This is a genomic window from Bradyrhizobium sp. STM 3843, assembly GCF_000239815.1.
Lineage (GTDB): Bacteria > Pseudomonadota > Alphaproteobacteria > Rhizobiales > Xanthobacteraceae > Bradyrhizobium.
In genome coordinates, this window is record NZ_CAFK01000030.1 from 1 (window position 1) to 22,184 (window position 22,184).

Here is a 22,184-nt window from a genome sequence, read left to right on the forward strand (position 1 = left end):
TATCTGAAGGCGGCCGCATCGGGCGAGTTCAAGATGGGCGGCGCGCAGTCGAAGGACACCGACGAGGTGCTGACCCGCATGATCGAGAAGGTCGGTCATGTCAAACTGACCTACATCCCCTTCAAGAGCGGCGCCGAAGCCGCCGTGCAGCTCGCCGGTGGGCACATCGATTCCCACGTCAACAATCCGAGCGAGAGCCTCGGGCAATGGCGCGGCGGCACGCAGCGCCCGCTGTGTGCCTTCAGCCCGAAGCGGTTGCCGCAGGGCCCCAAGATCACCACGACCGAGGGCTGGAGCGACGTTCCGACCTGCGTCGAGCAGGGTCTCGACATTGCGCAATATGAGCAGCCGCGGACGGTGTGGCTGCCCGGCAAGGTCACGCCGGACCAGACCGGGTTCTATGTCGACCTGATGAAGAAGGTGCAGGCCACGCCGGAATGGAAGGACTACATCGAGAAGACCTCCCAGGTCGACACGTTCCTGACCGGGGCCGACTTCGACAAATTCATCAAGCAAGATCTCGAGCACCTCAAGCAGGTCGCGAGCGAGCAGGGCTGGCTCATCAAGTGAGATTGCGAAGAGCCGCGCAACGACATCCCGCTGCCTGACGCCGCACTGGAGCCTTCGATGATATCGCGCCGCGCCCTCGAACTCTCGACGGCCATCCTCACCGGCAGTTTCGGCGTCGCGGTGGTCGTCTCAAGCCTGGACAACGGCATCGGCTGGTCGAGTGCGGGCGTGGACGCCGGCACGTTCCCGTTCCTGACCGGCCTGGTGATCGCGCTCGGGAGCCTTTACAATCTGGTGCGAGGTGTTCTGCCGGCTGCGAGGCTCGCAAACGTTCCCATCGCTCTGACGTCGACCGAGTTGCGCCGGCTCGCCGGCCTGTTCGTGCCGGCCGCGATATTCGTCGCGGCGATCCCGCTGCTCGGGATGTATCTCGCCGCGACTGCATACGTGTTCGCGGTGCTCGCGATCCCCAGGCATCAATCCGTGCTTCGCTCACTGATGATCGCAGTGGCGACGCCGCTTGCGCTCTATGTCGTGTTCGAGCACATGTTTCAGGTGACGCTGCCGCATGGCGCGATTGTCGCGGCAATCGGGCTCTGACGGAGAGAACCGATGGATAATCTCCAGGAGCTCCTGCACGGCTTCACCATCGCGGTCACGGTGCCGCATCTGGTCCTGATGGTCATCGGCGTGCTGCTCGGCATTCTCGTCGGCGTGCTGCCGGGCCTGGGCGCGCCGAACGGCGTGTCGCTGCTGCTGCCGCTGACTTTCGGCATGCAGCCGGTGTCGGCCATCATCCTGCTTTCGAGCATGTACTGGGGAGCACTGTTCGGCGGCTCCGTCACCTCGATCCTGTTCAATATCCCGGGAGAGCCGTCGTCGGTCGCGACCACCTTCGACGGCTATCCAATGGCGCGCGATGGGCGGCCGACGACGGCGCTCGCCACCGCCTTCGGCTCGGCCGCGTTCGGCGCGCTCGTCGGCGTCATCCTGATCACCTTCCTCGCGTCATGGGTGGCGCAGGTCGCACTCGCCTTCGGACCGCCGGAATATTTTGCGGTCTACTTTCTTGCCTTCGCCAGCTTCGTGGGCATGGGCGGCGCGGCGCCGATGAAGACCGTCGTGGCGCTGGCGATCGGCTTTGCGATCGCGGCCATCGGCATCGACACTGTCTCCGGCAGCGTGCGCCTCACCATGGGCATCGACGAATTGGTGAAAGGCGTGAGCTTCGTCGTCGCGGTGATGGGCCTGTTCGGCATCGGCGAACTCCTGGTCGCCGTCGAAGAGGAGTTTCATGCCCGCGTCGTCTCATCGACGATCGATTGGCGGGAAGTGTTTCGTGCGGTCGCGCGACTGCCACGGCATGGCGTTGCCTTGCTGCGGAGTGCTGCGATCGGCTGCTGGATGGGGATCACACCGGGCGGTCCGACGGCGGCGTCCTTCATGAGCTATGGAATCGCCCGGCGTTTCTCGCGCCGTGGCCGGCACTTCGGCACCGGCGAAGTCGAAGGCATCATTTCGCCGGAGACGGCCGACCACGCGGCCGGCACCAGCGCGCTGCTGCCGATGCTGTCGCTCGGCATTCCCGGCTCGGCCACCGCGGCGGTGATGATGGGCGGGTTGATGATCTGGGGCCTCAATCCCGGGCCGATGCTGTTCGTTGACAGCAAGGATTTCGTCTGGGGGCTGATCGCCTCGATGTATGTCGGCAATATCGTCGCCGTCGCGCTGGTGCTGCTCACCGTGCCCGTGTTTGCGGCCCTGATGCGGATTCCCTTCGTGATTATCGCGCCGCTGATCGTGATCATCTGCGTCGTCGGCGCCTATTCGGTGTCGAACTCCTATCTCGACGTCGTGCTGATGCTCGGCTTCGGGGTCGTCGGCTATCTCTTCAAAAAGCTGTTCTATCCGCTGGCACCGCTGGTACTCGCGATCGTCATCGGCGACAAGGCCGAGGATGCGTTCCGGCAGTCGATGCTGATGTCCAAGGGTTCGCTCGGGATCTTCTTTGCAAACCGGCTGGTGACGAGTCTGGTCGTGGCCGGCATCGCGCTGCTGCTGCTTCCGCTCGCCTTGCAGCTCACGCGTATTCGGCGCAAGCCCGCCTCGTCCGCCGACGAGACGACCAGCCAGGAGAAAGTGATCGTATGACCGGAAAGCCGCTCATCGCACTGGCGATGGGAGATCCCGCCGGCATCAGCCCGGAGCTGACGGCGAAGCTCGTTGCGCTCGACGACATCCGGGCGCGCTGCCGCCTCGTTGTCATCGGAGACCGGCGCATCTTCGACGCGGGCGCGCGCGTGGCCGGCGTGACGCCGGAGCTGAAGACCGTGGAGCAGGGCGCCGACTTTCATTCCGAACGGGGGGACGTACTGTTCGTCGATCTCGGCCACCTCGATCCCGCTGACGTCGAGCGCGGAACCGCAACTCTTGCCGGCGGAAGCTTCGCGCTGGCGAACTACAGGCACGCGCTCGAGCTTGGCCGCGACGGCCGCGTCGATGCCGTCTGCTTCACGCCGTTCAACAAGCAGGCGATGCGGCTCGCGCGCGCCGACTATGACGACGAAATAGCCTTCTCGGCGGAGGTGGTCGGGCTCACGACCGCGGCAAGCGAATTCAATGTGCTGGGCGAGCTCTGGAATGCGCGCGTCACCTCGCACATTCCGCTGAAGGACGTCGCGGCGCGGCTGTCGAGCGAACGCATCTACCGCGCGCTCAGGCTGACGGAGGCCTGCATGCGTGACGCCGGCTTCGCGCGTCCACGCATCGCGGTTGCCGGACTGAACCCTCACGCCGGCGACGGCGGCAATTTCGGCCGCGAAGAGATCGATGTCATTGCGCCGGCGGTCGCGGCCGGTCAGCGCGACGGCATTGCCGCAGAAGGGCCGTTCCCTGCCGACACGGTGTTTCTGCGCGCCAAGGGCGGCGCCTTCGATGCGGTGCTGACGATGTATCATGACCAGGGCCAGATCGCGATGAAGCTGATGGGCTTTGATCGCGGCGTGACCTTGCTCGGCGGTTTTCCGTTTCCGATCTGCACGCCGGCCCATGGCACCGCCTATGACATCGCGGGCCGGGGGATCGCGTCAATTGGCGCGAGCCGCGCCGCGCTGCTGCTCGCGGTGGAGATGGCCGCTCGTCGCGTGGTCTGAGTTGCAACCTTATTGCGAGCGGAATCTGCTTATGTCTGCTGTATCGCCGCTCTCGCTGCGATTGGCGGTCAATTGCTGTCGGTAGCGCTCAGCGTCCCAGTTTAGCAGAGCTTGGTCATTCTCGGCCGTGAGATAAACGATTTCGGCGTCCAATGGCAGGCGCGAGGTGACAAGCGAAAGGCAGGTCAACATGACCTCGGCACCGGGGCTGGCATCGGTGCGGATGACAGTGCCCATGTCCGGCACGAGAAGCGAAACCGGCGGCGGCAGCCCGTTTGCAGCCGTCCGCCCGGCCATCGCGGAGAGCTCCTCGCCTCGCTGCAACACCGGCAGGCCGGGACCGAGAAAGACGACGTGATCGGGATAAAGCGAGCCGCCTGTTGCAATTGCACAGCTGAAGCGGTCGGTGGCGATGGCATGGCAAAGCGGATCAGTCGGCAGGCGATAGTCGCTCCCTCGACAAAGCTCTTGGAGCGCTCTCTCGTTCGTGGCCGGCGCGATGCGCGGCGTCAACGCGAGCCGTTCTTCAACCTCGTGCACCAGCGCTTCTGCGGCTTCGCAACTCGGTGCGCCCACCACGAGACCATGATTGCCGAGGATCAGGACGTCGACCGTGTCTCGCGCAATGACCTCGGTCACGGCGCGGGCCAATGGCAGCCCGGGATGATGGTAGGGGAGGTGGCGCCACGCCAATCCGTCCAGCCGTCCGGCAAATTCATCGCGCGCATCATGTCGTACCGCCCATGCAATCGTGTTGACGGAATGCACATGCAGCACCACCGGATGCGGCATGAGCGCATGGAGCGATGTCTCGATCGAGGCACGAAGGGCAGCCTCCCCCTCATTAGCTAGCGGGATCCGTTCGTCGCCGCGCGCGAGCGCCTCGCGTGCCGCCTGCAGCGCAACCGGGACAAAGATGTTATTGTGCTCGGCATCCGCAAGCCATGTGCCCGAGGCTTTCACCCAGAGCACGTCGCCGTGCTTGATCGAGGAGTTGCCGCCTGCGCCCTGAACCAGTCGGATATTGGTGCCGACCCGCGCCGACATCTTGCGCAGCTCGCGGAGTTCTGCAGGTTCTCGCATCAGCGCTCCCTCACCAGGCCAGATGATCCATCGTCCAATTCGGAACTCGCGCCGGCGAGCCGGCGAGCCTTCGCGTCGCGGCCGCCACGTCTCGCGTCGTCAGGAGATCGCGGTGCACACCTGAACTGAGAAGCAGTGTCAGCATTCCGGCGGCGTGCGCTCCAGCAATGTCGTGGTCGACCGAGTCGCCCACCATCAGGACCCGCCCTGGTGCTGGGCGACCCAGGCGTTCCAGCACCGCCTCGAAGATCGGTGCATGCGGTTTGCCGATATAGGTCACGATGCCGCCGAGCTCCTCATAGAAGCGCGCAAGTGCGCCGGGGGCAGGGATCAATCCGGTTCGGCCGAACATCTTGAGGTCGGGATTGGCACAGAGCATCGGCACCCTGCGCGCCTTGGCCAAGCTCAAGCATCCGCGCCAGGATTCGGGCTCGGCGAAATCATCGTCCAGACCACCAAGGAGGATGAAGCTGGCCTTTTGCACATCGTCCGTAATTGCGAGATCGAGCCCGTCGACAATGGACCGGTCGGCGCCGCGGGTGATCAGGAAGCAGGAACGGCCAAGATCGGTGAACGGCTTGCGGGTCCGGCTTCGCAGGCCATGCCAGGTCACTTCGCCCGAAGTGAGGATGTCGTCATAGGTCGAAGGTGGCAGGCCCAGTTCCGTAAGCCGCTCCGCATTGTTGCGTGCGCGCCTGCCTGAGTTCGAGAGGATCACAACGCGCTTGCCCGCGTTCCGCAGCCTGTCCATGCACTCTTGCGCCGCCGGAAACACCTTTCCGCCCTCGTGCAGCGTGCCCCACTGGTCGAGCAGGACATGATCGAACCTCTCGGCGATGGCCGAAAGGCCCTCGATCGCGATCGTTTCGCTTCTCATGGCGGACCACCTCGCAGGGCGAGGAGGGCGGCGCCATAACATGCCTCGGTCTGCCCGGCGACTTCGACGGGCACGCCGAGAACGCGACGCCGGATGTCTGTCCACGCAGCATTCTTTGCACCACCCCCGATGCTGATGACGCGGCGCAGCGGCGGTGCTCCGAGCTGCATCAGGCGTCGGTAAGCAAGGGCTTCGACCGCTGCGATGCCCTCGAGAAGAGCCTGGAAAAAGCGATGATCTTCGGATGGGCGTGGCGCGACCCGTGGCGCCAGAGCCGGATCCGCGATGGGGAAGCGTTCGCCGGGTTTGGGAAGAGGATAGTAGTCGAGACCTGTCGACGCATCCGGATCGAGCAGCGGCGTCAGCAGGTCCATCTGTTGCGCGGTGAAATGCGTCAGCAACGCGCCGCCACCCGAGTTGGAGGCGCCGCCAGCGAGCCAGCGGTCGCCGAGACGGTGCGAATAGACGCCCTGATCCGCCGCAAAGATCGGTTGCGTTGCGAGCAGCTTGACGACGAGTGTCGTCCCGAGCGAGGTGACGGCATCGCCCGGCGCGTCGGCGCCAGTGGCAATGAAGGCTGCAACGCCATCGGTCGTGCCGGCCGTAATCTGAGCTGAGCCTGACAGGCCGAGCGCGGACGCAACCTCCGGATCGATCACGGCAAAGGGCGTGCCCGGCACGAGCACCTTGGGCAGCCATTCGCGGCTGACATCGAGTTGGTCGAGCCACCCCGGCCAGCTGCGCGTGATGGGGTCATAGCCAAGCTTCAACGCGTTGTTCTCGTCGCTGACACCGTGAGTGCCGGCGAGCCGTCCGGCGATCCAGTCCGCTTGATGGACGGCGATGTGCGCGTCCTTGAGGGGGGCGCGATCCAGCAGGAAAAGCAACTTCGCGAGCGCGCTGCTCGCGCCATGTGCTCCGCTTTCCGCTGGCGCGACCGCCGCGATGCGGGCGGCTTCCCTCGCCGCGCGCGCGTCGTTGTACATGAGCCCGCGCGTGGTGGGACGGCCTGCGGCGTCAATCAGCAAGAGCGTGCCGGAGGTGCCGTCGACGGATATCCGCTCGACGCGTTTGAGGTCGAGCTTCCGGCCGAGTGCTGAAATCGCCGCCGTCGTCGCCTGCCACCAGAGTTCCGGATCCTGATCGATCGCGGCGCCATCCTGATGCGGCGGCGGCAGAGGAGAGGTTTCGATCGCCTGGATTTCGCCATGCAGGTCGACTGCGCAGGCGCGGACGCCGCCGGTTCCGATATCGATGCCGAGGAATAGAGTTGTCATCGACTTCACCATCTTCGCAGTCGCCTCAAGGGCGAACTGGCACAGCACAACGCGCGTTGGTCCGATTGCACCGCAGCACGTTTGGGGGATTGACGGCCAGCCGCGCCTCTGCAATTTTTTGCAAGGTGTGAAGAATTTTGCAAGCGGGCTTTTCGGCGTGGCGACACCAGACAGGCTGCCGACGATTGACGGCGAAGCTTCGCTTGCGACGCGGGCGGCATGGCTGTACTTCGCCGCCGGCCTGACGCAGTCCGAGGTTGCGGAGCGGCTGAACATCCAAAGCACCAAGGCGCACCGGCTGATCGCGCGCGCAAGCCGCGAGGGCATGATCCGCGTCTTTGTCGAGGGGCCGGTCGCGGAATGCGTCGCGCTGGAGACCGCGCTGGCCCAGCGTTATGGCCTGTCGTTTTGTCGGGTCGCGCCAGATCTCGGTGAAGGCGATCTGCCGCTGAAAGCGCTGGCGCTCGAAGGCGCAAGCTTCCTGCGGCAAATTCTTGAGCGTGGCGAGCACAAGATCATCGGCGTCGGGCACGGCCGGACGCTCGCGGCGGTGGTCGAGCAACTGCCGCAGACGCCGGCGCGGGACGTCCAGTTTGTCTCGCTGCTCGGCGGCCTCACGCGGAAATTCGCCGCCAATCCATTCGACGTGATTCATCGCTTGGCTGAGCGCACTGGTGCGGAAGCCTATCTGCTGCCGGTGCCGGTATTTGCGAATTCCGTCGCCGACCGTGCTGTTCTGATGCAGCAGTACGGCATCGCCGATGTCTTCGCGCTTGCCCGCAAGGCTTCGGTTCTGCTCGTCGGCATCGGCCAGATTCACAGTGACGGCTTTCTGGTCTCGAGCGGCATGATCAAGCCGGACGAGGTTGTCGAATTGAAGCGGGCCGGCGCCTGTGCCGATCTGCTTGGTCATTTTCTCAATGCCAAGGGGGAGATGCTCGACATCGATCTCTCGGCACGTGCCACCTCGATGGGGGCGGCAGATCTCAGAAAGCACCGCATTGTCGCCATTGCCGGCGGACTCGCCAAGGTGACGGCTTTGCGTGCTGCGCTGTGCAGCGGCCTCTTGCATGGCCTCATCATCGACGAGGCGACCGCACAGGATCTCGTGACGGACAAGCCGGAGGCAACATCCGGCAAGACCAGAATCAAAAGTCGGAAGGGCAGGTAACGACAACATGGGAGGTGTCAATGTACGATCGCGAAAAGAATCTGTTCGACTCCTACGCCGCCAAACGCCTCAGTCGGCGTGATCTCCTCGATGGAGCCGCGAAGCTCGGCATTGCCGGCGTTGCGGCCAACGCAGCGTTCGCGTCCGCCATGTCGCGCGCGATGGCTGCGGACTTCAACTGGAAGGCCTCGAGCGGCAAGACCATCAAGCTGCTCTTGAACAAACATCCGTATGTCGACGCGATGATCGCCGATCTCGAGGCGTTCAAGAATTTGACCGGGATGAACGTCACCTACGACATCTTCCCGGAGGATGTCTATTTCGACAAAGTGACGGCCGCGCTGTCGTCGAAGTCGGATCAGTACGACGCGTTCATGACCGGCGCCTACATGACCTGGACCTATGGTCCGGCCGGCTGGATCGAGGATCTCAACGCCTACATCAAGGACCCCGCGAAGACCAGTCCGGCTTTCGCGTGGGACGACGTGCTGCCGAACCTGCGGGCCTCGACCGCCTGGGATGGGGTTGCCGGCTCCGAACTCGGCTCCGGCAAGGCCAAGCAGTGGTGCATCCCCTGGGGCTATGAGCTCAACAACATCACCTACAACCGAAACATCTTCGACAAGGTCGGCGTGAAGCCGCCGAAGAACCTCGACGAGATGCTCGACGTCGCCGCCAAGATCACCAAGGATGCCGGCGGTCCTTACGGCATCGGCGTCCGCGGATCACGCTCCTGGGCGACCATCCATCCCGGGTTCCTGTCGGCCTACTCGAACTTCGGCCAGAAGGACTTCGTGATGGAAGGCGGCAAGCTGAAAGCCGCAATGAACACCAAGGCCTCGAAGGATTTCCACGAGAAATGGGTGAAGATGATCCAGGCCTCGGGCCCGAAGAACTGGTCCACCTACACCTGGTACCAGGTCGGCACCGATCTCGGCGCGGGTGCTTCCGGGATGATCTTCGATGCCGATATCCTCGGCTATTTCATGAATGGCGGTGACAACAAGGAGAAAGGTCATCTCGGTTACGCGCCGTTCGCGGCGAATCCGGAAGCCAAGGCGCCGACGCCGAATGTGTGGATCTGGTCGCTGGCTCTTTCGAGCTTCTCCAAGCAGAAGGATGCAGCCTGGCTGTTCATGCAATGGGCGGCCTCCGTCGAGCACGATCTGTTCGGCGCGCGCAAGATGGACTTCGTCAACCCGGTGCGCGCGTCGGTGTGGAAAGATCCGGAGTTCCGCGACCGCATCGCAAAATCCTATCCCGGCTATCTCGAGCAGTTCGACGTCTCGTCTCCTGGCGCGAAGATCTATTTCACCGCGCAGCCGCTGTTCTTCGACCTCACGACCGAATGGGCGGCGTCGCTGCAGAAGATGGTGGCGAAGGAGGTCAGCGTCGACGAGGGGCTCGACAAGCTCGCCGACAGCATCAACCGGCAGCTGAAGCAGGCCGGCCTCGGCTGAAGTCTGACGTGGTGATTGATCCTCCACACCGCGCCAACCCGCCGGTTCGGACCTTGACCCGATCCGAGCCGGCGGTATTGCAACGAATGAGCGATCCTTTATCGTCATGAGCATGGTGCAACTTCTGCAGGCCAATGCGCTTCCACGCCGCACGACGAAGCTGCGCGGACGGCTCCTGCCTTACCTCTTGAGCCTACCGGCGCTGCTCGTCTGCATCGCCATCCTGGTGCCGTTTGTGACCGCGGCAATCTATTCGTTGCAGCGCTACCGGTTGAACCTGCCTTATCTCCGCGGCTTCATCGGGGTCGACAACTATATCGATTTCCTTTCGGACCCGGCGTTCTGGAACACGCTTCGGATCTCGCTGATCTACACGGCGGTGACAGTCCTCCTTGAGTTGTTGCTTGGCCTCGGCATTGCGCTGTTGCTGCGGCGGCCAACCCGCTTTCACAATGCAGTCTCGATCATGCTGCTGCTCCCGCTGATGACGGCGCCTGCGATCGCGGCGCTGATGTGGAAGCTCATGACCAACCCGGGCTTCGGCATCCTTTCCTATCTCGTCAGCCTGTTCGGCGTGCATGATTTCAAATGGGCATCCGATCCGTCGACGGCGCTGTTCACCGTGGTCCTGGTCGATGTCTGGGTCTACACGCCCTTTATCATGATCCTGCTGCTGGCCGGATTGCGGTCCTTGCCGCGCCAGCCGTTCGAGGCCGCCGCACTCGACGGGGTGCCGGCAAGCTTCGTGTTCTTTCGCATCACGCTGCCGATGCTTGCGCCCTACATCATCACGGCCTCGCTGTTCCGGCTTTTGGATTCGATCCAGCAGTTCGACATCATTTACGCAATGACGCAAGGCGGGCCTGGCGACCGGCTGATGGTGTTCCAGGTCCAGGCCTATCTTGAGTTCTTCCAGTACACCAATGTCGGACGCTCAGCGGCGCTGCTGATGATCCTTTGGCTGATCACCAACATCCTGTCGAACATCTTCATCAAGAACTGGCTGCGGTTGCGGGCGCGCGCCCACAGTCACGCCTAGGGGAACGGGAGGCGGCGATGGACCATTCGGGCCTGTTAGGTCGTATCTTCCGGGGCGTAGCGCTGACGCTCGTGCTTGTCTTCTTCATGTTCCCGATCGTCTGGATCCTCATGATGTCGTTCCAGACCAATGAGCAGATTCTGCGAATTCCGCCACGTCTCCTGTTCGAGCCGACGCTCGCCAATTACGAGGCGCTGATCTCGGGTCAGCTGCGCACCGCCGCCGGCAATCTCGAGATTTCCTTCATGCGCAATCTCTTCAACAGCTTTGTGCTGTCGAGCGCGGCGGTCGTGCTCGCCTTGCTGCTCGGCGTGCCGGCAGCCTATGCCTTTGCGCGGTTCAAGTTTCGCCTGGGTGAAACCATCGCGTTTACCCTGCTGTCGTTTCGCTTTGCGCCGCCATTATTGGTGCTGCTGCCACTGTCGCTTTATTATCAGCAGCTCGGCCTCAACGACACCTATTTCGGCATCGTCTGGGTCTATCAGCTGATCGCGCTGCCGCTCATTCTGTGGATCGTGCGCGGCTATTTCGAGGATATCAGCCCGGATATCGAGCACGCCTATCGCCTCGCCGGGCATTCCTGGCGCGAGGCCTTCACGCGCATCGCGGTGCCGCTTGCTGGGCCTGGGATTGCGGCGGCAGCCTTGTTGTCCTTCATCTTCTGCTGGAACAACTTCGTGTTTGCTCTGATCTTGGCCTCCGCCGACAAGCAGCCCGTGACCGTGGGTGCGCTCGCCTTCGTGACCGCGTCCGGCATCCAATATGGTCAGATCGCCGCGGCCATCGTGCTGTCGGTCCTGCCGACGCTGCTGCTTGCACTTTATGCGCAGCGATACCTGGTCGAAGGTCTGTCGCTCGGCGCGGTGAAAGGCTGAACGTATGGCACGGCTCGAGCTCAATTCGCTCACCAAAGCATTCGGCGCGGTACGCTGCGCCGATGATCTGTCGCTCACTGTCGAGCCCGGCGAGATCGTGGCGGTCTTCGGCCCGTCCGGCAGCGGCAAGACAGTGTTGTTGCGGATGATCGCGGGGATGTTCGAGCCGGACGACGGAGACATTCTGATCGGCGGCCAGTCGGTCGTGGGCGCGTCTCCCGAGCGGCGCGGCGTCGGCATGGCATTCCAGAATTTTGCGCTGTTTCCGCACATGACGGCGCAAGACAATATCGCAAGCGGGCTGCGGGCGAAGGAGACCAGGAGCGACGCAGCGGCGCGGGTCAAATCGATCGCCCGGCTCCTGAAAATCGAGCATGTGCTTGGCCACGCGCCGCGTGAATTGTCGAACGGTCAGAAGCAGCGCACGGCTCTGGCGCGCGCCCTCATCGGCAACCCGGAGGTCCTGCTGCTCGATGATCCCCTGCGCAACGTCGACGCCAAGCTGCGCTATGAAATGCGGCTGGAGCTGCCGAGCCTGTTGCGACGAGGGACTGCCGCGGTCCTCTATGTCACCCAGGACTATCGCGAGGCGATGGCGATTGCCGATCGTATCGCTGTCCTGATCAACGGCCGGCTCGAGCAGGTCGCGCGCCCGGACGAGATCTACGGCCGTCCCGCTTCAGTTGCGGTTGCCCGGCTGTTCGGTGACCCCAGCATCAATCTCGCCGAAGTGGCGCCATGTGTGGAGCAGGGCGGCGTCTTCGCAGATATTTCCGGCTCGCGCGTGCGGCTTGGTCCAGTGGACCGGCACGCAGAAGACGACGGTGCATGCTGGCTTGGCGTCCGGCCCGATGACCTCCTGATTTCGGCGGCAGCTGGCGAGGGCGGGATTCCGGCGCGGATTGTCGCGGTCACGCCGATGCATGAGAAGGCGGTGATGTTGCTCCGTTTCGCCGATGGCATGGAGTGGCTCGCCGCGTTGCCGTCGGAGGCGGGGATTGCCCGAGCGGACGAGGACGTGTTCGTTCGCTTTGCGCCGGAGGCCGCGCTTTTGTTCGATCGAGCGACGGGCCTTCGCGTCGGCCTTCCGCATCGGCGATATGCGGCCTGAGGAGCTGTTGGTGATGGGTATGCTCGAGCTCAGAAACGTCGACAAGGTCTATGGCAGCCGTGGCAAGCCGCCGGTCCATGCGGTCCGTGCGCTCGATATGGACGTCCCGAGCGGCGAGATCGTCGCGCTGTTGGGGTCATCAGGCTGTGGCAAGACCTCGACCTTGCGCATGATCGCCGGCTTTGAAGAGGTCACCTCGGGGTCGATCGCGTTGGGACGTCGGCAGATCCATCGGCTGCCGCCGGCTCAGCGCAAGGTGGCGATGGCGTTCGAAGGCTATTCGCTCTATCCGCCGCTGACGGTGCGCGAGAACATCGCCTTTGCGCTGAAGGCGCAGCAATTGCCGCGGAGCGAGGTGACCCGCCGCGTGGATGCGATTGCGCGGCTGGTCGAGATCGACGACATCCTGGACAGCTATCCGCGCGCAATTTCGGGTGGCCAGCAGCAGCGGGTTTCGCTGGCTCGCGCGTTGGTGCGCGACGCCGATCTTTACCTTCTGGATGAACCGATGGGCCAGCTGGAGCCGCAGCTCCGCGCCGTGCTGCGCGGCCGGATCAAGGGACTGCTCGCCGAGCGCGGCATGACCGCGATCTTCGTCACGCACGATCAGGCCGAAGCAAGCGCGCTTGCCGATCGTATTGCGGTCATGGAAGACGGCATCCTGCAACAATTCGCCAGCGAGAAGGATCTGAAGAACCATCCGGCCAATCTGTTTGTCGCGAGCTTCATCGGTGAGCCGCCGATGAATCTGCTTCAGGCGGAGGTTGCCCGCAACGACGGCGGTTTTGGCCTGTCGGTTGGGCCGGATCTGGTGTTCCAGATTCGGGGAGACACGCTCGACAAGGCTGCACAGAAAGAGCTGGAGGGCAGTGCGCGCCTGACGGTCGGCATCCGACCCCAAAAGGTTGCGGTTGGCAGTGGTGATGTGCGGCTGCGCGTCGTCTCCAACCAATGGCTCGGTGACCAGTCGCATATCGCGGGTGAATGTGCCGGCAAGCTCTTGATCGCAGTCACGCCGCAACGGATCGCGGCGCGGCCAGATGATGTCGTCCCATTCGCGATGGAGTCGCGTCATCTCCACATCTTCGCCGGCGACGGCACCTGCATTCATCATGCGGAGGCGGCCTGATCATGCAGCTGTCCCCAGGCCGCGACCTCATCATCGGCATCGATGCCGGAACGTCCCTGATCAAGGCTGTGGCGTTCACGACGAGCGGCCAACAGCTTGGCAACGTCTCGCTGCCGAATGCCTATGACACCGCAGCCGGAGACCGCGTCGAGCAGGACATGGCGCGAACTTGGCGCGATACGGTCGCGGCACTTCGTGGATTGGGTGCGGCCGTTCCTGATCTTGCAGCGCGTGTCGCGGCCATTGCAGTGACGGGCCAGGGCGACGGGACGTGGTTGATCGACGACGACGGCCGGCCGGTCGCGCCGGCGCTTCTGTGGCTCGATTCCCGCGCCGCTGCCATTGTCGAGGGGATTCGCGCCAGCGAGCGCAATGCGGCGCTCTATCGGCGGACCGGCTCCGGGCTGAATGCCTGCCAGCAGGGACCGCAACTGGCCTGGCTGCAGACGCATGCTCCGGAGATCGTGTCGCGCGCTGCGACCGCGTTCCACTGCAAGGATTGGCTCTATTTTCTGCTGACCGGAGAACGCGCGACCGATCCCTCGGAGACCAGTTTTTCCTGCGGCAATTTCCGCGAAGGCGGCTTCGATGCGGAAACCGCGCGGTTGATCGGCATCGCCGATCTGAAGCGGCTGTTTCCGCGGGTCGTCGACGGGGCGACGACGACGCATCAGCTCAATGCGGCGGCCGCGGGGGAGACCGGCCTGCCGGCGGGCCTGCCGGTGACGCTGGGCTATGTTGACGTGATCTGTACGGCATTGGGCGCCGGCCTGTATGATCCGGCTCCCGATGTCGGATGCACGATCATCGGTTCAACCGGCATGCATATGCGGCTCGCGCCGAGCGCCGACGCCGTGGCGCTGAATCCGGAAGCAACCGGCTACACCATGCCTTTTCCGGTGCCCGGCTATTATGCCCAGATGCAATCGAACATGGCCGCGACGCTCAATATCGATTGGCTCGTTGATCTCGCGCGGGATCTGCTGGCCTCCGAAGGTGTCAATCGTTCGCGCGCCGACCTGATCCGACGTCTCGATGAGAACGTGCTGCAAGCCAGGCCATGCGAGCTGCTGTTTCATCCCTTCATCTCCGACGCCGGCGAGCGGGGTCCGTTCGTTGCCCATGAGGCCTGCGCGCAGTTCCTGGGCCTGCGCTCGCGCCACGGCTATTGGGACCTGATGCGCGCCGTCATGGAAGGACTGGCCTTTGCTGCGCGCGATTGTTATGCGGCGATGGGCTCGCTGCCGGGTGAGGTGCGAATGACCGGCGGCGCGGCGCGGAGCAGCGCGCTCGGAGCCATTCTGGGCGCGGCGCTCGGAAGCAGGATTCGCATTTGCAGCCGCGGCGAGGCAGGCGCTGCGGGGGCTGCCATGATGGCAGCCGTCGCGACCGGCCTCTATCCGGATATGGCGGCCTGCGCGGAGGATTGGGTGACACCTTATTTGAACGCGCCACAGGCGCCGGATGCCGCGCTGGTCGCGCGCTACGGACAGATGTTTCCGGCCTATCTCAATGCCAGGCTGGCCGCGCGTCCGGTCTGGAAAGAGCTGGCAACGCTGCGCGCGGGGGCCGGTCATGTCTAGCTCCATCGCCATCGTCGGTGATCGCTTCATGCTGCCGTCGGTGTTTGCCGAACGGATTACGTCGGCCTGCGGTAACGGCATCGAGATCCGCATGCTCGAGCAGCCGTGGCCGGATGAGCCGATGGAGCACGGCTATGCCGGCTCGAAGCTCGATGGGTTGAAGGAGTTCATGGGCGATCCCGACGACGTCGTTGATTTCATCGGTAACGCGTCGATGCTCGTGACCCACCTGGCGCCGATCTCGCGATCGATGCTGCAGCGGCTTCCGAACCTGAAGTTCATTGCGGTGTCGCGCGGCGGCCCGGTGAATATCGACATGCAGGCCGCGCGCGACCATGAGGTGCTCGTCGTCAACACGCCGGGTCGCAACGCCAGCGCGGTCGCCGAGTTCACCATCGGCGCTATTCTCGCCGAGACGCGTCTCATTCGCAGCGGCCACGAATCGCTGCGTGGCCGCGAATGGCGCGGCGATCTCTATCGCGCCGACCGCACCGGCCGCGAGCTCAGCGAGATGACCGTCGGCATCGTCGGCTATGGTGCGATCGGCACGCGCGTGGTGAAGCTGCTCAAGGCGTTCGGCTGCAGGATCTTGGTGGCCGATCCTTATGTCCAGCTCAGCGCCCAGGACCGTAATGACGGCGTCGAGCACGTCGCTCTGCCGGACCTGCTGGCGCGCGCCGACGTGATCACCCTGCATGCGCGGGTGACGCCGGAGACCACGGGGTTCATCGATCGTGACGCGTTTGCGCGGATCAGGCCCGGCGCATTCCTGATCAACACGGCGCGGGGGCCCTTGGTCGACTACGACGCGCTCTATGAGGCGCTGTCATCGGGGCGTGTTGGCGGCGCGATGCTCGATACGTTTGCAGTTGAGCCGGTGCCGCCGGACTGGCCGCTCTTGCAATTGCCGAACGTCACGCTGACACCGCACATCGCCGGTGCCTCCGTGCGCACAGTCACCTTCGCCGCCGATCAGGCGGCGGAAGAGGTTCGCCGCTTCCTCGCCGGCGAACCGCCACTCAACCCGTGCTGAAGACGAAAGGTATTGCCAGATGACCCGTGAAGAACGGCAATTGCGCGAAGCCATTGTCGCCAAGTGTCGATGGATGAATGCGTCGGGTCTGAACCAGGGCACGTCGGGCAACATTTCCGCGCGCTATAAGGACAGGATGCTGATCACGCCGTCGGCCACGCCATATGACGCGATGAAACCGGACATGATTGCGGCGATGCCGATCGACGGCAAGGAGTACGGCTCCTGGGAGGGGCCGCTGCAGCCGTCAACGGAATGGCGCTTCCATCTCGACATCATGCGCGGACGGCCGGATGTCGGCGGCGTCGTCCATACGCATTCGACCTATGCCACCGTGCTTGCGATTGCACGCAAGCCAATTCCCGCCTGCCACTACATGATGGCGGCATTCGGCGGCAACGATATCCGCTGCGCCGGCTATGCACGTTATGGCACCAAGGAATTGTCTGAGCTTGCGCTCGCGGCGCTGGAAGGCCGCAACGGCTGTCTGCTGGCCAATCACGGCATGATCGCGGTCGGCGCCAATCTGGACAAGGCGATGTGGCTTGCCGTCGAGCTGGAGACGATCGCGCGGCAGTATTATCTCTCGCTCGCGCTCGGCGCGCCTCATATTCTCGGCGAGGAGGAAATCGCGGAGACGGCAAGGGGCTTTTCAACTTATGGCTTGCAGCCGCCGAAAGCGAAGCCGGCGAAGGCGCGCCTCACGACCGCTGCGGCACGGAAACGACCTGAGAAGAAGCTCAGCACGAAGCGATGACAGAGACTGCGCCGGTTGCGGGCAGGGATCACGGGCTCGTCGACATCGCCATCATCGGCGGCGGCATCAATGGAGCCGGTATTGCCCGCGATGCCGCAGGCCGCGGCCTCAAGGTATTGCTCTGCGAGAAGGACGACTTTGCCGAAGGCACCTCGTCGCGCTCGGGCAAGCTCGTTCACGGCGGGCTGCGCTATCTTGAGTATTACGAATTCCGCCTGGTCCGTGAGGCCCTGATTGAGCGCGAGGTGCTGCTTGCCTCCGCGCCGCATATCATCTGGCCGATGCGTTTTGTGCTGCCGCATTCGCCGGAGCAGCGGCCGGCCTGGCTGGTGCGGACGGGCTTGTTTCTCTATGACCATCTGGGCGGCCGCAAGCAGCTGGCGGCCAGCCGCGGGCTCGATCTGACGCGAGCCCCGGAGGGAGCGCCTCTGCGCCGCGAATTTCGCCGTGGCTTCGAATATTCCGACTGCTGGGTGGACGACGCCCGGCTTGTCGTTCTCAATCTGATCGATGCCTCGCGCAATGGCGCCACGATCCTGCCCCGCACGCGGGCAGTGAGCGCACGACGAGAGGGCGAGGTCTGGGTCCTCGAGCTGAAGGGCGAGGACGGCGATGCGCAGGTTATGCGGGCACGGGCTCTGGTCAATGCCGCGGGGCCCTGGGTTCAAGAGGTCCTGCAGGGCGTGACCGGGATGAACTCCGCATATAACGTGCGGCTTGTGAAGGGAAGCCACATCGTGGTGCCGAAATTTTGGCGCGGACCGCAAGCCTATCTGCTGCAAAATACGGATCGTCGCGTCATCTTCGTCAATCCGTATGAGGAAGAGCTCGCGTTGATCGGCACCACCGACATTGTATATGACGGTCGACCGGAGAACGTCGCGATCGACGCAGCGGAGATCTCCTACCTGCTGCAGGTCTTGCATCGCTATTTTCAGGCTGCGCCGCGGGCGAGCGACATTGTGCATGTGTTTTCGGGCGTCCGGCCGCTCTACGACGACAACGCGGAAAATCCGTCCGCAGTCACGCGCGACTATGTGTTCGAGGTCGATGGCGCGCACGATGCGCCGCCGCTGCTCTCCATCTTCGGCGGCAAGATCACGACGTATCGCCGGCTGGCGGAGCATGCGCTACAGCGGCTGCAGCCGTGGTTTCCAGAGATGGCCTCAGCTTGGACGGCGGGTCAGCCGCTGCCGGGCGGCGACATCGCTGGCAGCTTCGAGAGTTTTGCGCTCCAGCTGGCGCGCGAGTATCCCGATCTGCCGCACAGTCTGATCCATCACTATGCGCGTCTGTATGGCACGCGCACCCGACCGCTTCTTGGCGCAGTCCGTACGACCGCCGATCTCGGCCGCCATTTCGGAGGAAATTTCTACGAGCGGGAAGCGATCTTTCTCCGCGAAACGGAGTGGGCGAGGACAGCTGCGGACTACCTCGATCGGCGGACCAAGCACGGGCTGCATCTCACGCCGGCTGAAAGGGAAGCATTTGAGCGCGATATTTGATGAGCTTGCTGAACTGATAACGAGCTGAACGCGTCGCTTGTCGACAAGCGATCCGAGTTTTGAGCGCCGCGCTGATTGACGCTATGAGATCGGGCTTTTGCCGAGCTTCTTGATCGTGCTCCAAAAAGCTTCGGCTGCACTCGTAATGCGAGCCCGGGATCGAAACAGGCAGATGCTGATGTCGATGTCCCACTCTTTCGAACCTGCGCGCAGCAAGCGGCCGCTGTGAATATCGCCCTCGACCAGGCTGCGCGGGGCCCAGGTGATGCCACGGCCTTCGCGTGCCATGTTGACGAGCAGCATCACGGGCGCCGAGAAGCTGGGCGCCAGTGATGCGCTTGGTTCCTTGGTGGCGAGAAACGACGCCACAATTCGTCCTACGCCCGAGCCCGGGTGATAGGTGAGATAGGGGAGCGGGGCGTTGCTCGCGCCCGGCAACGCATAGCGCGGGACCGCCCTGCGTTGGCCCCCGCTGCGGGTGGCCTTCTTCGGCGCCGGCGCGCTGATCGGTATCAGCACGTCGCGATCCAGCTCAATGCGCTGAAATCGATCGGGTTCGAGCCGGCTGGTGAGGGTCGGGTGATAGTGGGCCAGCAGAAAGTGCGCCTGCGCGTCGAGAAGCAACCTTTCGCAGCCGGCGAAATTGGAAGCGACGAGTTGGATCGCCGCACCGGCTCCGGCGCGGTCGACCCGACGGATCCAATCGGGAAAAAACGTCTGCGATAGCGCATGGGTTGCGACGAAATGGATGGTCTCGGCCTTGAACCGAGCGGCCTCCAGGGCTTCCTCACGTCCGTTCAGCACCCTGCGGAGCACGTCCTCGGCGACCGGAAGAAAGCTCTCGCCCGCTGACGTCAGCGTCACGTTGTGTGTGCTGCGCTCGAACAAGGGAGCGCCAAGCCACTCCTCCAGCGCCTTGATGCGGCGGCTCAACGCCGGCTGGGTCACATGACGGCGCTCGGCGGCGCGCGAAAACCCGCTCTCTTCGGCAACCGCAAGGAAATCCTCGAGCCAAACCAGGTCCATAATAACGTTTTGTCCTCAAATCATTCCGATACGGCATTAGCGCCTCGGACGGCGCTGGTCCATTGTAACCGCGTCGCAAAAACCAGAACAAAGCGCCTTCCTGATATGGCGCGGAAAAACGTCCCAGGGGGAAACGAATTGCGGGTCGTAACACCATCGCTGTCCGAGCCCTTGCCGCGGCCCGTATCCGAGGGGCGCCACAAGCCGCTATGGCGCCAGCCGTATGTCCTGGTTGTAGCCGGCGCCGCACTCGGCGCGCTGGCCGGCGCTCTCTTTCCAACCGTCGCGGTCGATCTGAAGCCGCTTGGCGACGCCTTCATCTCGCTGATCAAGATGACAATTGCGCCCCTGATCTTTCTGGTCGTGGTGACCGGCATTGCCCAGGTGGGCGACATGAGGGCGGTAGGCCGCATCGGTCTCAAGGCCTTCGCCTATTTCGAAATCGTCACGACCCTTTGCCTCCTGTTCAGCTTCGTTGTCGTGCGTTGGGTTCAGCCCGGTGCGGGCGTAGCCCACGCCACCGCACAGCAGGCCGAGACTGTGGCCCGCTACGCGGAGAGCCATGTCGGATCTCTGTCGGTTTACATCCAGCATATGATACCGGATAGCTTCGTCGGCGCATTCGCGAGTGGCGATGTGCTCCAGGTTCTCGTGCTGGCGCTCTTATGCGGGATCGGCCTGCTGCTCCTTCGCGAGAAGGCCGCGCCGCTGCGGTCGGGCCTTGAGCGAGTGACCGAGCTTGTCTTCAGCGTCGTCCACGTCGTCGTTGCGTTGGCCCCGATCGGAGCCTTCGGCGCGATGGCCTTCACGGTCGCCAAGTTTGGTGTCGCGACGCTGTATGCGCTCGGCGTGTTGGTCGGCACCGCCTGGGCGATGATGGCGTTCTTCATTTTCGTCGTTCTGGGGACCATCTGCCGTCTCGCCGGGATTCGTCTGATGGATCTGTTGCGCCTGTTGCGCACGGAGTTACTTGTCGTGCTCGGGACCTCGTCGTCGGAAACCGCCATCCCTGGGATGATGGAGAAGCTGCCGAAGGCGGGCGTGGGGCGTGCGGTGGCAGGCCTCGTCATCCCTTCCGGATATTCCTTCAACCTGGACGGCGTCGCGCTGACGCTGCCACTCAGCACGATCTTCGTCGCCCAGGTCTACGGCATCGAACTGACTGCGGCGCAGCAATTGAGCCTGTTTGTGGTGATGATGTTCACCAGCAAGGGCGCTGCCGGGGTCACGGGCGGAGCGTTCGCTGCGCTGGCCGCAACCGTCGTCGCCGCGGGGCTGCCGGCGGAAGGGCTGGCGCTGCTGCTCGGCATCGACCGGTTCATGTCGCTGGCGCGTGCGATCACCAATACCATCGGCAACGCGGTCGCCGCGATTGTGGTCGCGAAATGGGATGGTGAATTCAACAAGGAGGACTGGACCAGGTCTTCCCTTCAAATCCAAGCAGCGAAGTAAGGATCAATGGGTACCAACACAAATGAGCTGCCGATCGTCGCGTTGACGCCCGGAGATTGCACCGGCATCGGCCCCGAACAGATCGCGCGCATTCTCTCTGACGACCGGCTTGCGGATGTGGCACGCCTCGTCGTGATTGGCGACGCTCGTGTGCTCGAGATGGGCATGGCCCATGCTGGCGTGAAGTTGACCGTCGAGCGGATCAAATCACCCAAGGCAGCCGACTGGGGCCGCCGCGCCGTGCAACTGGTTGATCTCGGCAACACCGATCCGTCGACATTCCCGATCGGCAAGTCCAACGCGGAATCCGGACGGCTGACAGGAGAGACATTGTCGCGCGCGATCGATTTCGCCAAGTCCGGTGAGGTCGACGCAATCACGTTCGCGCCGCTCAACAAGCGGGCGATGTTCGACGGCGGCTGGAAGTTTCCTGACGAGCACAAGATGTTCGCGAGTCTGCTCGGTCACAGCAGCTATTTCTCCGAGATGAACGTCCTGGACGGCCAGTGGATGTCGCGCGTCACCGGGCATCAGTCGCTGCGCGAGGCCCTCGACGGCATCAACCCGGCGAGCATCACCGACGCGATCGAGTTGGTCGACCGGATGATGCGAAAGGCCGGCGTCGCCAAGCCGCGCATTGCGGTGGCTGCTCTCAATCCGCATGCGGGTGAGGGTGGCCTGTTCGGCCGGGACGAGATCGAGATGATCCGGCCGACCGTCGAAGCTGTTGCGAAGCGCGGCATTTGCTGCACCGGGCCGTATCCCGCCGACACTGTCTACGTCCGGGCCTTCGCCGGCGAGTTCGACAGTGTGGTTGCGATGTATCACGACCAGGGCCAGATCGCGACCAAGCTGCGCGGCTTCAATCGCGGCGTCACCGTCACAGCCGGCCTCGAGACGGTCTTCACCACGCCGTCGCACGGAACGGCTTTTGATATCGTCGGCAAGGGCGTCGCCAAGACCGGCGCGCTCGAAAGCGCGGTCCGCCTTGCCGCCCAACTCGCGTCGATGAAGGTAAAGGAGGCATCCTATGCATACTGATCGCAGAACCCTGCTGCAGGCGGCGGCCGCGCTTCCGCTGGCCACCGTCGGCGCCAGCGCCGCGTTCGCCGCCGAGGCTCCGGCCGCGGCGCCCGCGGCTCCG

Annotated in this window: 20 protein-coding genes; 16 read left to right on the forward strand and 4 right to left on the reverse strand. The window is 63.9% G+C overall.

Annotated elements, in window-relative coordinates; genetic code table 11:
• The 4 genes from BRAS3843_RS04390 to BRAS3843_RS04405 all read left to right on the forward strand — a co-directional run.
• On the forward strand, positions 1 to 570 hold a 570-nt coding region (locus tag BRAS3843_RS04390; RefSeq protein WP_035980815.1), incomplete at its 5' end, for a tripartite tricarboxylate transporter substrate-binding protein.
• Between the two features lie 57 nt (positions 571 to 627).
• Entirely contained in the window at positions 628 to 1,110 is a 483-nt protein-coding gene (locus BRAS3843_RS04395; RefSeq protein WP_008967527.1) for a tripartite tricarboxylate transporter TctB family protein, read from the forward strand.
• A gap of 12 nt (positions 1,111 to 1,122) precedes the next feature.
• A complete protein-coding gene (locus BRAS3843_RS04400; protein WP_008967528.1) occupies positions 1,123 to 2,661 on the forward strand; it encodes a tripartite tricarboxylate transporter permease in 1,539 nt (512 codons plus the stop codon).
• Positions 2,658 to 3,662, forward strand: a complete 1,005-nt coding sequence (locus tag BRAS3843_RS04405; RefSeq protein WP_008967529.1) for a 4-hydroxythreonine-4-phosphate dehydrogenase PdxA — start codon at positions 2,658 to 2,660, stop codon at positions 3,660 to 3,662. The genes BRAS3843_RS04400 and BRAS3843_RS04405 overlap by 4 nt, the downstream gene beginning before the upstream one ends.
• Before the next feature lie 9 nt (positions 3,663 to 3,671).
• Here the strand turns inward: BRAS3843_RS04405 and BRAS3843_RS04410 are convergent, their stop codons facing one another.
• The 3 genes from BRAS3843_RS04410 to BRAS3843_RS04420 are packed head-to-tail and all read right to left on the reverse strand — an operon-like array spanning position 3,672 to position 6,899.
• The gene (locus BRAS3843_RS04410; RefSeq protein ID WP_008967530.1) at positions 3,672 to 4,745 is read right to left on the reverse strand and encodes a class II aldolase/adducin family protein; all 1,074 of its coding nucleotides are present in this window, start codon (positions 4,743 to 4,745) and stop codon (positions 3,672 to 3,674) included.
• Positions 4,746 to 4,755: 10 nt separating this feature from the next.
• A complete protein-coding gene (locus BRAS3843_RS04415) occupies positions 4,756 to 5,622 on the reverse strand; it encodes a TIGR01459 family HAD-type hydrolase (protein WP_008967531.1) in 867 nt (288 codons plus the stop codon).
• The gene (locus BRAS3843_RS04420) at positions 5,619 to 6,899 is read right to left on the reverse strand and encodes an FGGY-family carbohydrate kinase (RefSeq protein ID WP_008967532.1); all 1,281 of its coding nucleotides are present in this window, start codon (positions 6,897 to 6,899) and stop codon (positions 5,619 to 5,621) included. The genes BRAS3843_RS04415 and BRAS3843_RS04420 overlap by 4 nt, the downstream gene beginning before the upstream one ends.
• Before the next feature lie 157 nt (positions 6,900 to 7,056).
• Here BRAS3843_RS04420 and BRAS3843_RS04425 point away from each other — a divergent pair, with 157 nt between their 5' ends.
• From BRAS3843_RS04425 to BRAS3843_RS04470, 10 genes are all read left to right on the forward strand, one after another.
• On the forward strand, positions 7,057 to 8,070 hold the full coding sequence (locus BRAS3843_RS04425; RefSeq protein ID WP_035980818.1) for a sugar-binding transcriptional regulator: 1,014 nt from the start codon (positions 7,057 to 7,059) through the stop codon (positions 8,068 to 8,070).
• Positions 8,071 to 8,090: 20 nt separating this feature from the next.
• Positions 8,091 to 9,530, forward strand: coding sequence for an extracellular solute-binding protein (locus tag BRAS3843_RS04430; RefSeq protein ID WP_008967534.1), 1,440 nt, complete (start codon positions 8,091 to 8,093; stop codon positions 9,528 to 9,530).
• A 112-nt stretch (positions 9,531 to 9,642) separates the two neighbouring features.
• Complete coding sequence (locus tag BRAS3843_RS04435; protein WP_008967535.1) at positions 9,643 to 10,569, forward strand: sugar ABC transporter permease; 927 nt, start codon at positions 9,643 to 9,645, stop codon at positions 10,567 to 10,569.
• Positions 10,570 to 10,586: 17 nt separating this feature from the next.
• Positions 10,587 to 11,444: a carbohydrate ABC transporter permease gene (locus tag BRAS3843_RS04440; RefSeq protein ID WP_008967536.1), complete on the forward strand. Its 858-nt coding sequence runs from the start codon at positions 10,587 to 10,589 to the stop codon at positions 11,442 to 11,444.
• A gap of 4 nt (positions 11,445 to 11,448) precedes the next feature.
• On the forward strand, positions 11,449 to 12,555 hold the full coding sequence (locus BRAS3843_RS04445) for an ABC transporter ATP-binding protein (protein ID WP_008967537.1): 1,107 nt from the start codon (positions 11,449 to 11,451) through the stop codon (positions 12,553 to 12,555).
• A gap of 19 nt (positions 12,556 to 12,574) precedes the next feature.
• Complete coding sequence (locus tag BRAS3843_RS04450; protein ID WP_035980819.1) at positions 12,575 to 13,684, forward strand: ABC transporter ATP-binding protein; 1,110 nt, start codon at positions 12,575 to 12,577, stop codon at positions 13,682 to 13,684.
• 2 nt (positions 13,685 to 13,686) lie between these two features.
• Complete coding sequence (locus BRAS3843_RS04455; RefSeq protein WP_008967539.1) at positions 13,687 to 15,267, forward strand: FGGY-family carbohydrate kinase; 1,581 nt, start codon at positions 13,687 to 13,689, stop codon at positions 15,265 to 15,267.
• A complete protein-coding gene (locus tag BRAS3843_RS04460; protein ID WP_008967540.1) occupies positions 15,260 to 16,300 on the forward strand; it encodes a 2-hydroxyacid dehydrogenase in 1,041 nt (346 codons plus the stop codon). Before BRAS3843_RS04455 ends, BRAS3843_RS04460 begins: the two co-directional genes overlap by 8 nt.
• Before the next feature lie 19 nt (positions 16,301 to 16,319).
• Complete coding sequence (locus BRAS3843_RS04465; RefSeq protein ID WP_008967541.1) at positions 16,320 to 17,057, forward strand: class II aldolase/adducin family protein; 738 nt, start codon at positions 16,320 to 16,322, stop codon at positions 17,055 to 17,057.
• Positions 17,054 to 18,562, forward strand: a complete 1,509-nt coding sequence (locus BRAS3843_RS04470; protein WP_008967543.1) for a glycerol-3-phosphate dehydrogenase — start codon at positions 17,054 to 17,056, stop codon at positions 18,560 to 18,562. The genes BRAS3843_RS04465 and BRAS3843_RS04470 overlap by 4 nt, the downstream gene beginning before the upstream one ends.
• An 81-nt stretch (positions 18,563 to 18,643) precedes the next feature.
• Here BRAS3843_RS04470 and BRAS3843_RS04475 read toward each other — a convergent pair whose 3' ends face one another.
• Complete coding sequence (locus tag BRAS3843_RS04475) at positions 18,644 to 19,588, reverse strand: LysR family transcriptional regulator (RefSeq protein ID WP_008967544.1); 945 nt, start codon at positions 19,586 to 19,588, stop codon at positions 18,644 to 18,646.
• Between BRAS3843_RS04475 and BRAS3843_RS04480 the strand changes: the two genes are divergently transcribed.
• Together BRAS3843_RS04480 and BRAS3843_RS04485 are read left to right on the forward strand one after the other, a co-directional pair.
• Positions 19,511 to 21,040, forward strand: coding sequence for a cation:dicarboxylase symporter family transporter (locus BRAS3843_RS04480; RefSeq protein ID WP_244425116.1), 1,530 nt, complete (start codon positions 19,511 to 19,513; stop codon positions 21,038 to 21,040). The two genes, BRAS3843_RS04475 and BRAS3843_RS04480, sit on opposite strands and share 78 nt — an antisense overlap.
• Before the next feature lie 6 nt (positions 21,041 to 21,046).
• Positions 21,047 to 22,081, forward strand: a complete 1,035-nt coding sequence (locus BRAS3843_RS04485; protein ID WP_008967546.1) for a 4-hydroxythreonine-4-phosphate dehydrogenase PdxA — start codon at positions 21,047 to 21,049, stop codon at positions 22,079 to 22,081.
• Positions 22,082 to 22,184 lie beyond the last annotated feature (103 nt).

Coding starts and splice junctions, on each gene's coding strand:
- BRAS3843_RS04455 (WP_008967539.1), top strand. CDS start 13,687: ATGCAGCTGTCCCCAGGCCGCGACCTCATCATCGGCATCGATGCCGGA.
- BRAS3843_RS04470 (WP_008967543.1), top strand. CDS start 17,054: ATGACAGAGACTGCGCCGGTTGCGGGCAGGGATCACGGGCTCGTCGAC.
- BRAS3843_RS04460 (WP_008967540.1), top strand. CDS start 15,260: ATGTCTAGCTCCATCGCCATCGTCGGTGATCGCTTCATGCTGCCGTCG.
- BRAS3843_RS04420 (WP_008967532.1), bottom strand. CDS start 6,899: ATGACAACTCTATTCCTCGGCATCGATATCGGAACCGGCGGCGTCCGC.
- BRAS3843_RS04435 (WP_008967535.1), top strand. CDS start 9,643: ATGGTGCAACTTCTGCAGGCCAATGCGCTTCCACGCCGCACGACGAAG.
- BRAS3843_RS04450 (WP_035980819.1), top strand. CDS start 12,575: ATGCTCGAGCTCAGAAACGTCGACAAGGTCTATGGCAGCCGTGGCAAG.
- BRAS3843_RS04410 (WP_008967530.1), bottom strand. CDS start 4,745: ATGCGAGAACCTGCAGAACTCCGCGAGCTGCGCAAGATGTCGGCGCGG.
- BRAS3843_RS04440 (WP_008967536.1), top strand. CDS start 10,587: ATGGACCATTCGGGCCTGTTAGGTCGTATCTTCCGGGGCGTAGCGCTG.
- BRAS3843_RS04395 (WP_008967527.1), top strand. CDS start 628: ATGATATCGCGCCGCGCCCTCGAACTCTCGACGGCCATCCTCACCGGC.
- BRAS3843_RS04445 (WP_008967537.1), top strand. CDS start 11,449: ATGGCACGGCTCGAGCTCAATTCGCTCACCAAAGCATTCGGCGCGGTA.
- BRAS3843_RS04480 (WP_244425116.1), top strand. CDS start 19,511: ATGACGGCGCTCGGCGGCGCGCGAAAACCCGCTCTCTTCGGCAACCGC.
- BRAS3843_RS04475 (WP_008967544.1), bottom strand. CDS start 19,588: ATGGACCTGGTTTGGCTCGAGGATTTCCTTGCGGTTGCCGAAGAGAGC.
- BRAS3843_RS04400 (WP_008967528.1), top strand. CDS start 1,123: ATGGATAATCTCCAGGAGCTCCTGCACGGCTTCACCATCGCGGTCACG.
- BRAS3843_RS04485 (WP_008967546.1), top strand. CDS start 21,047: ATGGGTACCAACACAAATGAGCTGCCGATCGTCGCGTTGACGCCCGGA.
- BRAS3843_RS04415 (WP_008967531.1), bottom strand. CDS start 5,622: ATGAGAAGCGAAACGATCGCGATCGAGGGCCTTTCGGCCATCGCCGAG.
- BRAS3843_RS04405 (WP_008967529.1), top strand. CDS start 2,658: ATGACCGGAAAGCCGCTCATCGCACTGGCGATGGGAGATCCCGCCGGC.
- BRAS3843_RS04430 (WP_008967534.1), top strand. CDS start 8,091: ATGTACGATCGCGAAAAGAATCTGTTCGACTCCTACGCCGCCAAACGC.
- BRAS3843_RS04465 (WP_008967541.1), top strand. CDS start 16,320: ATGACCCGTGAAGAACGGCAATTGCGCGAAGCCATTGTCGCCAAGTGT.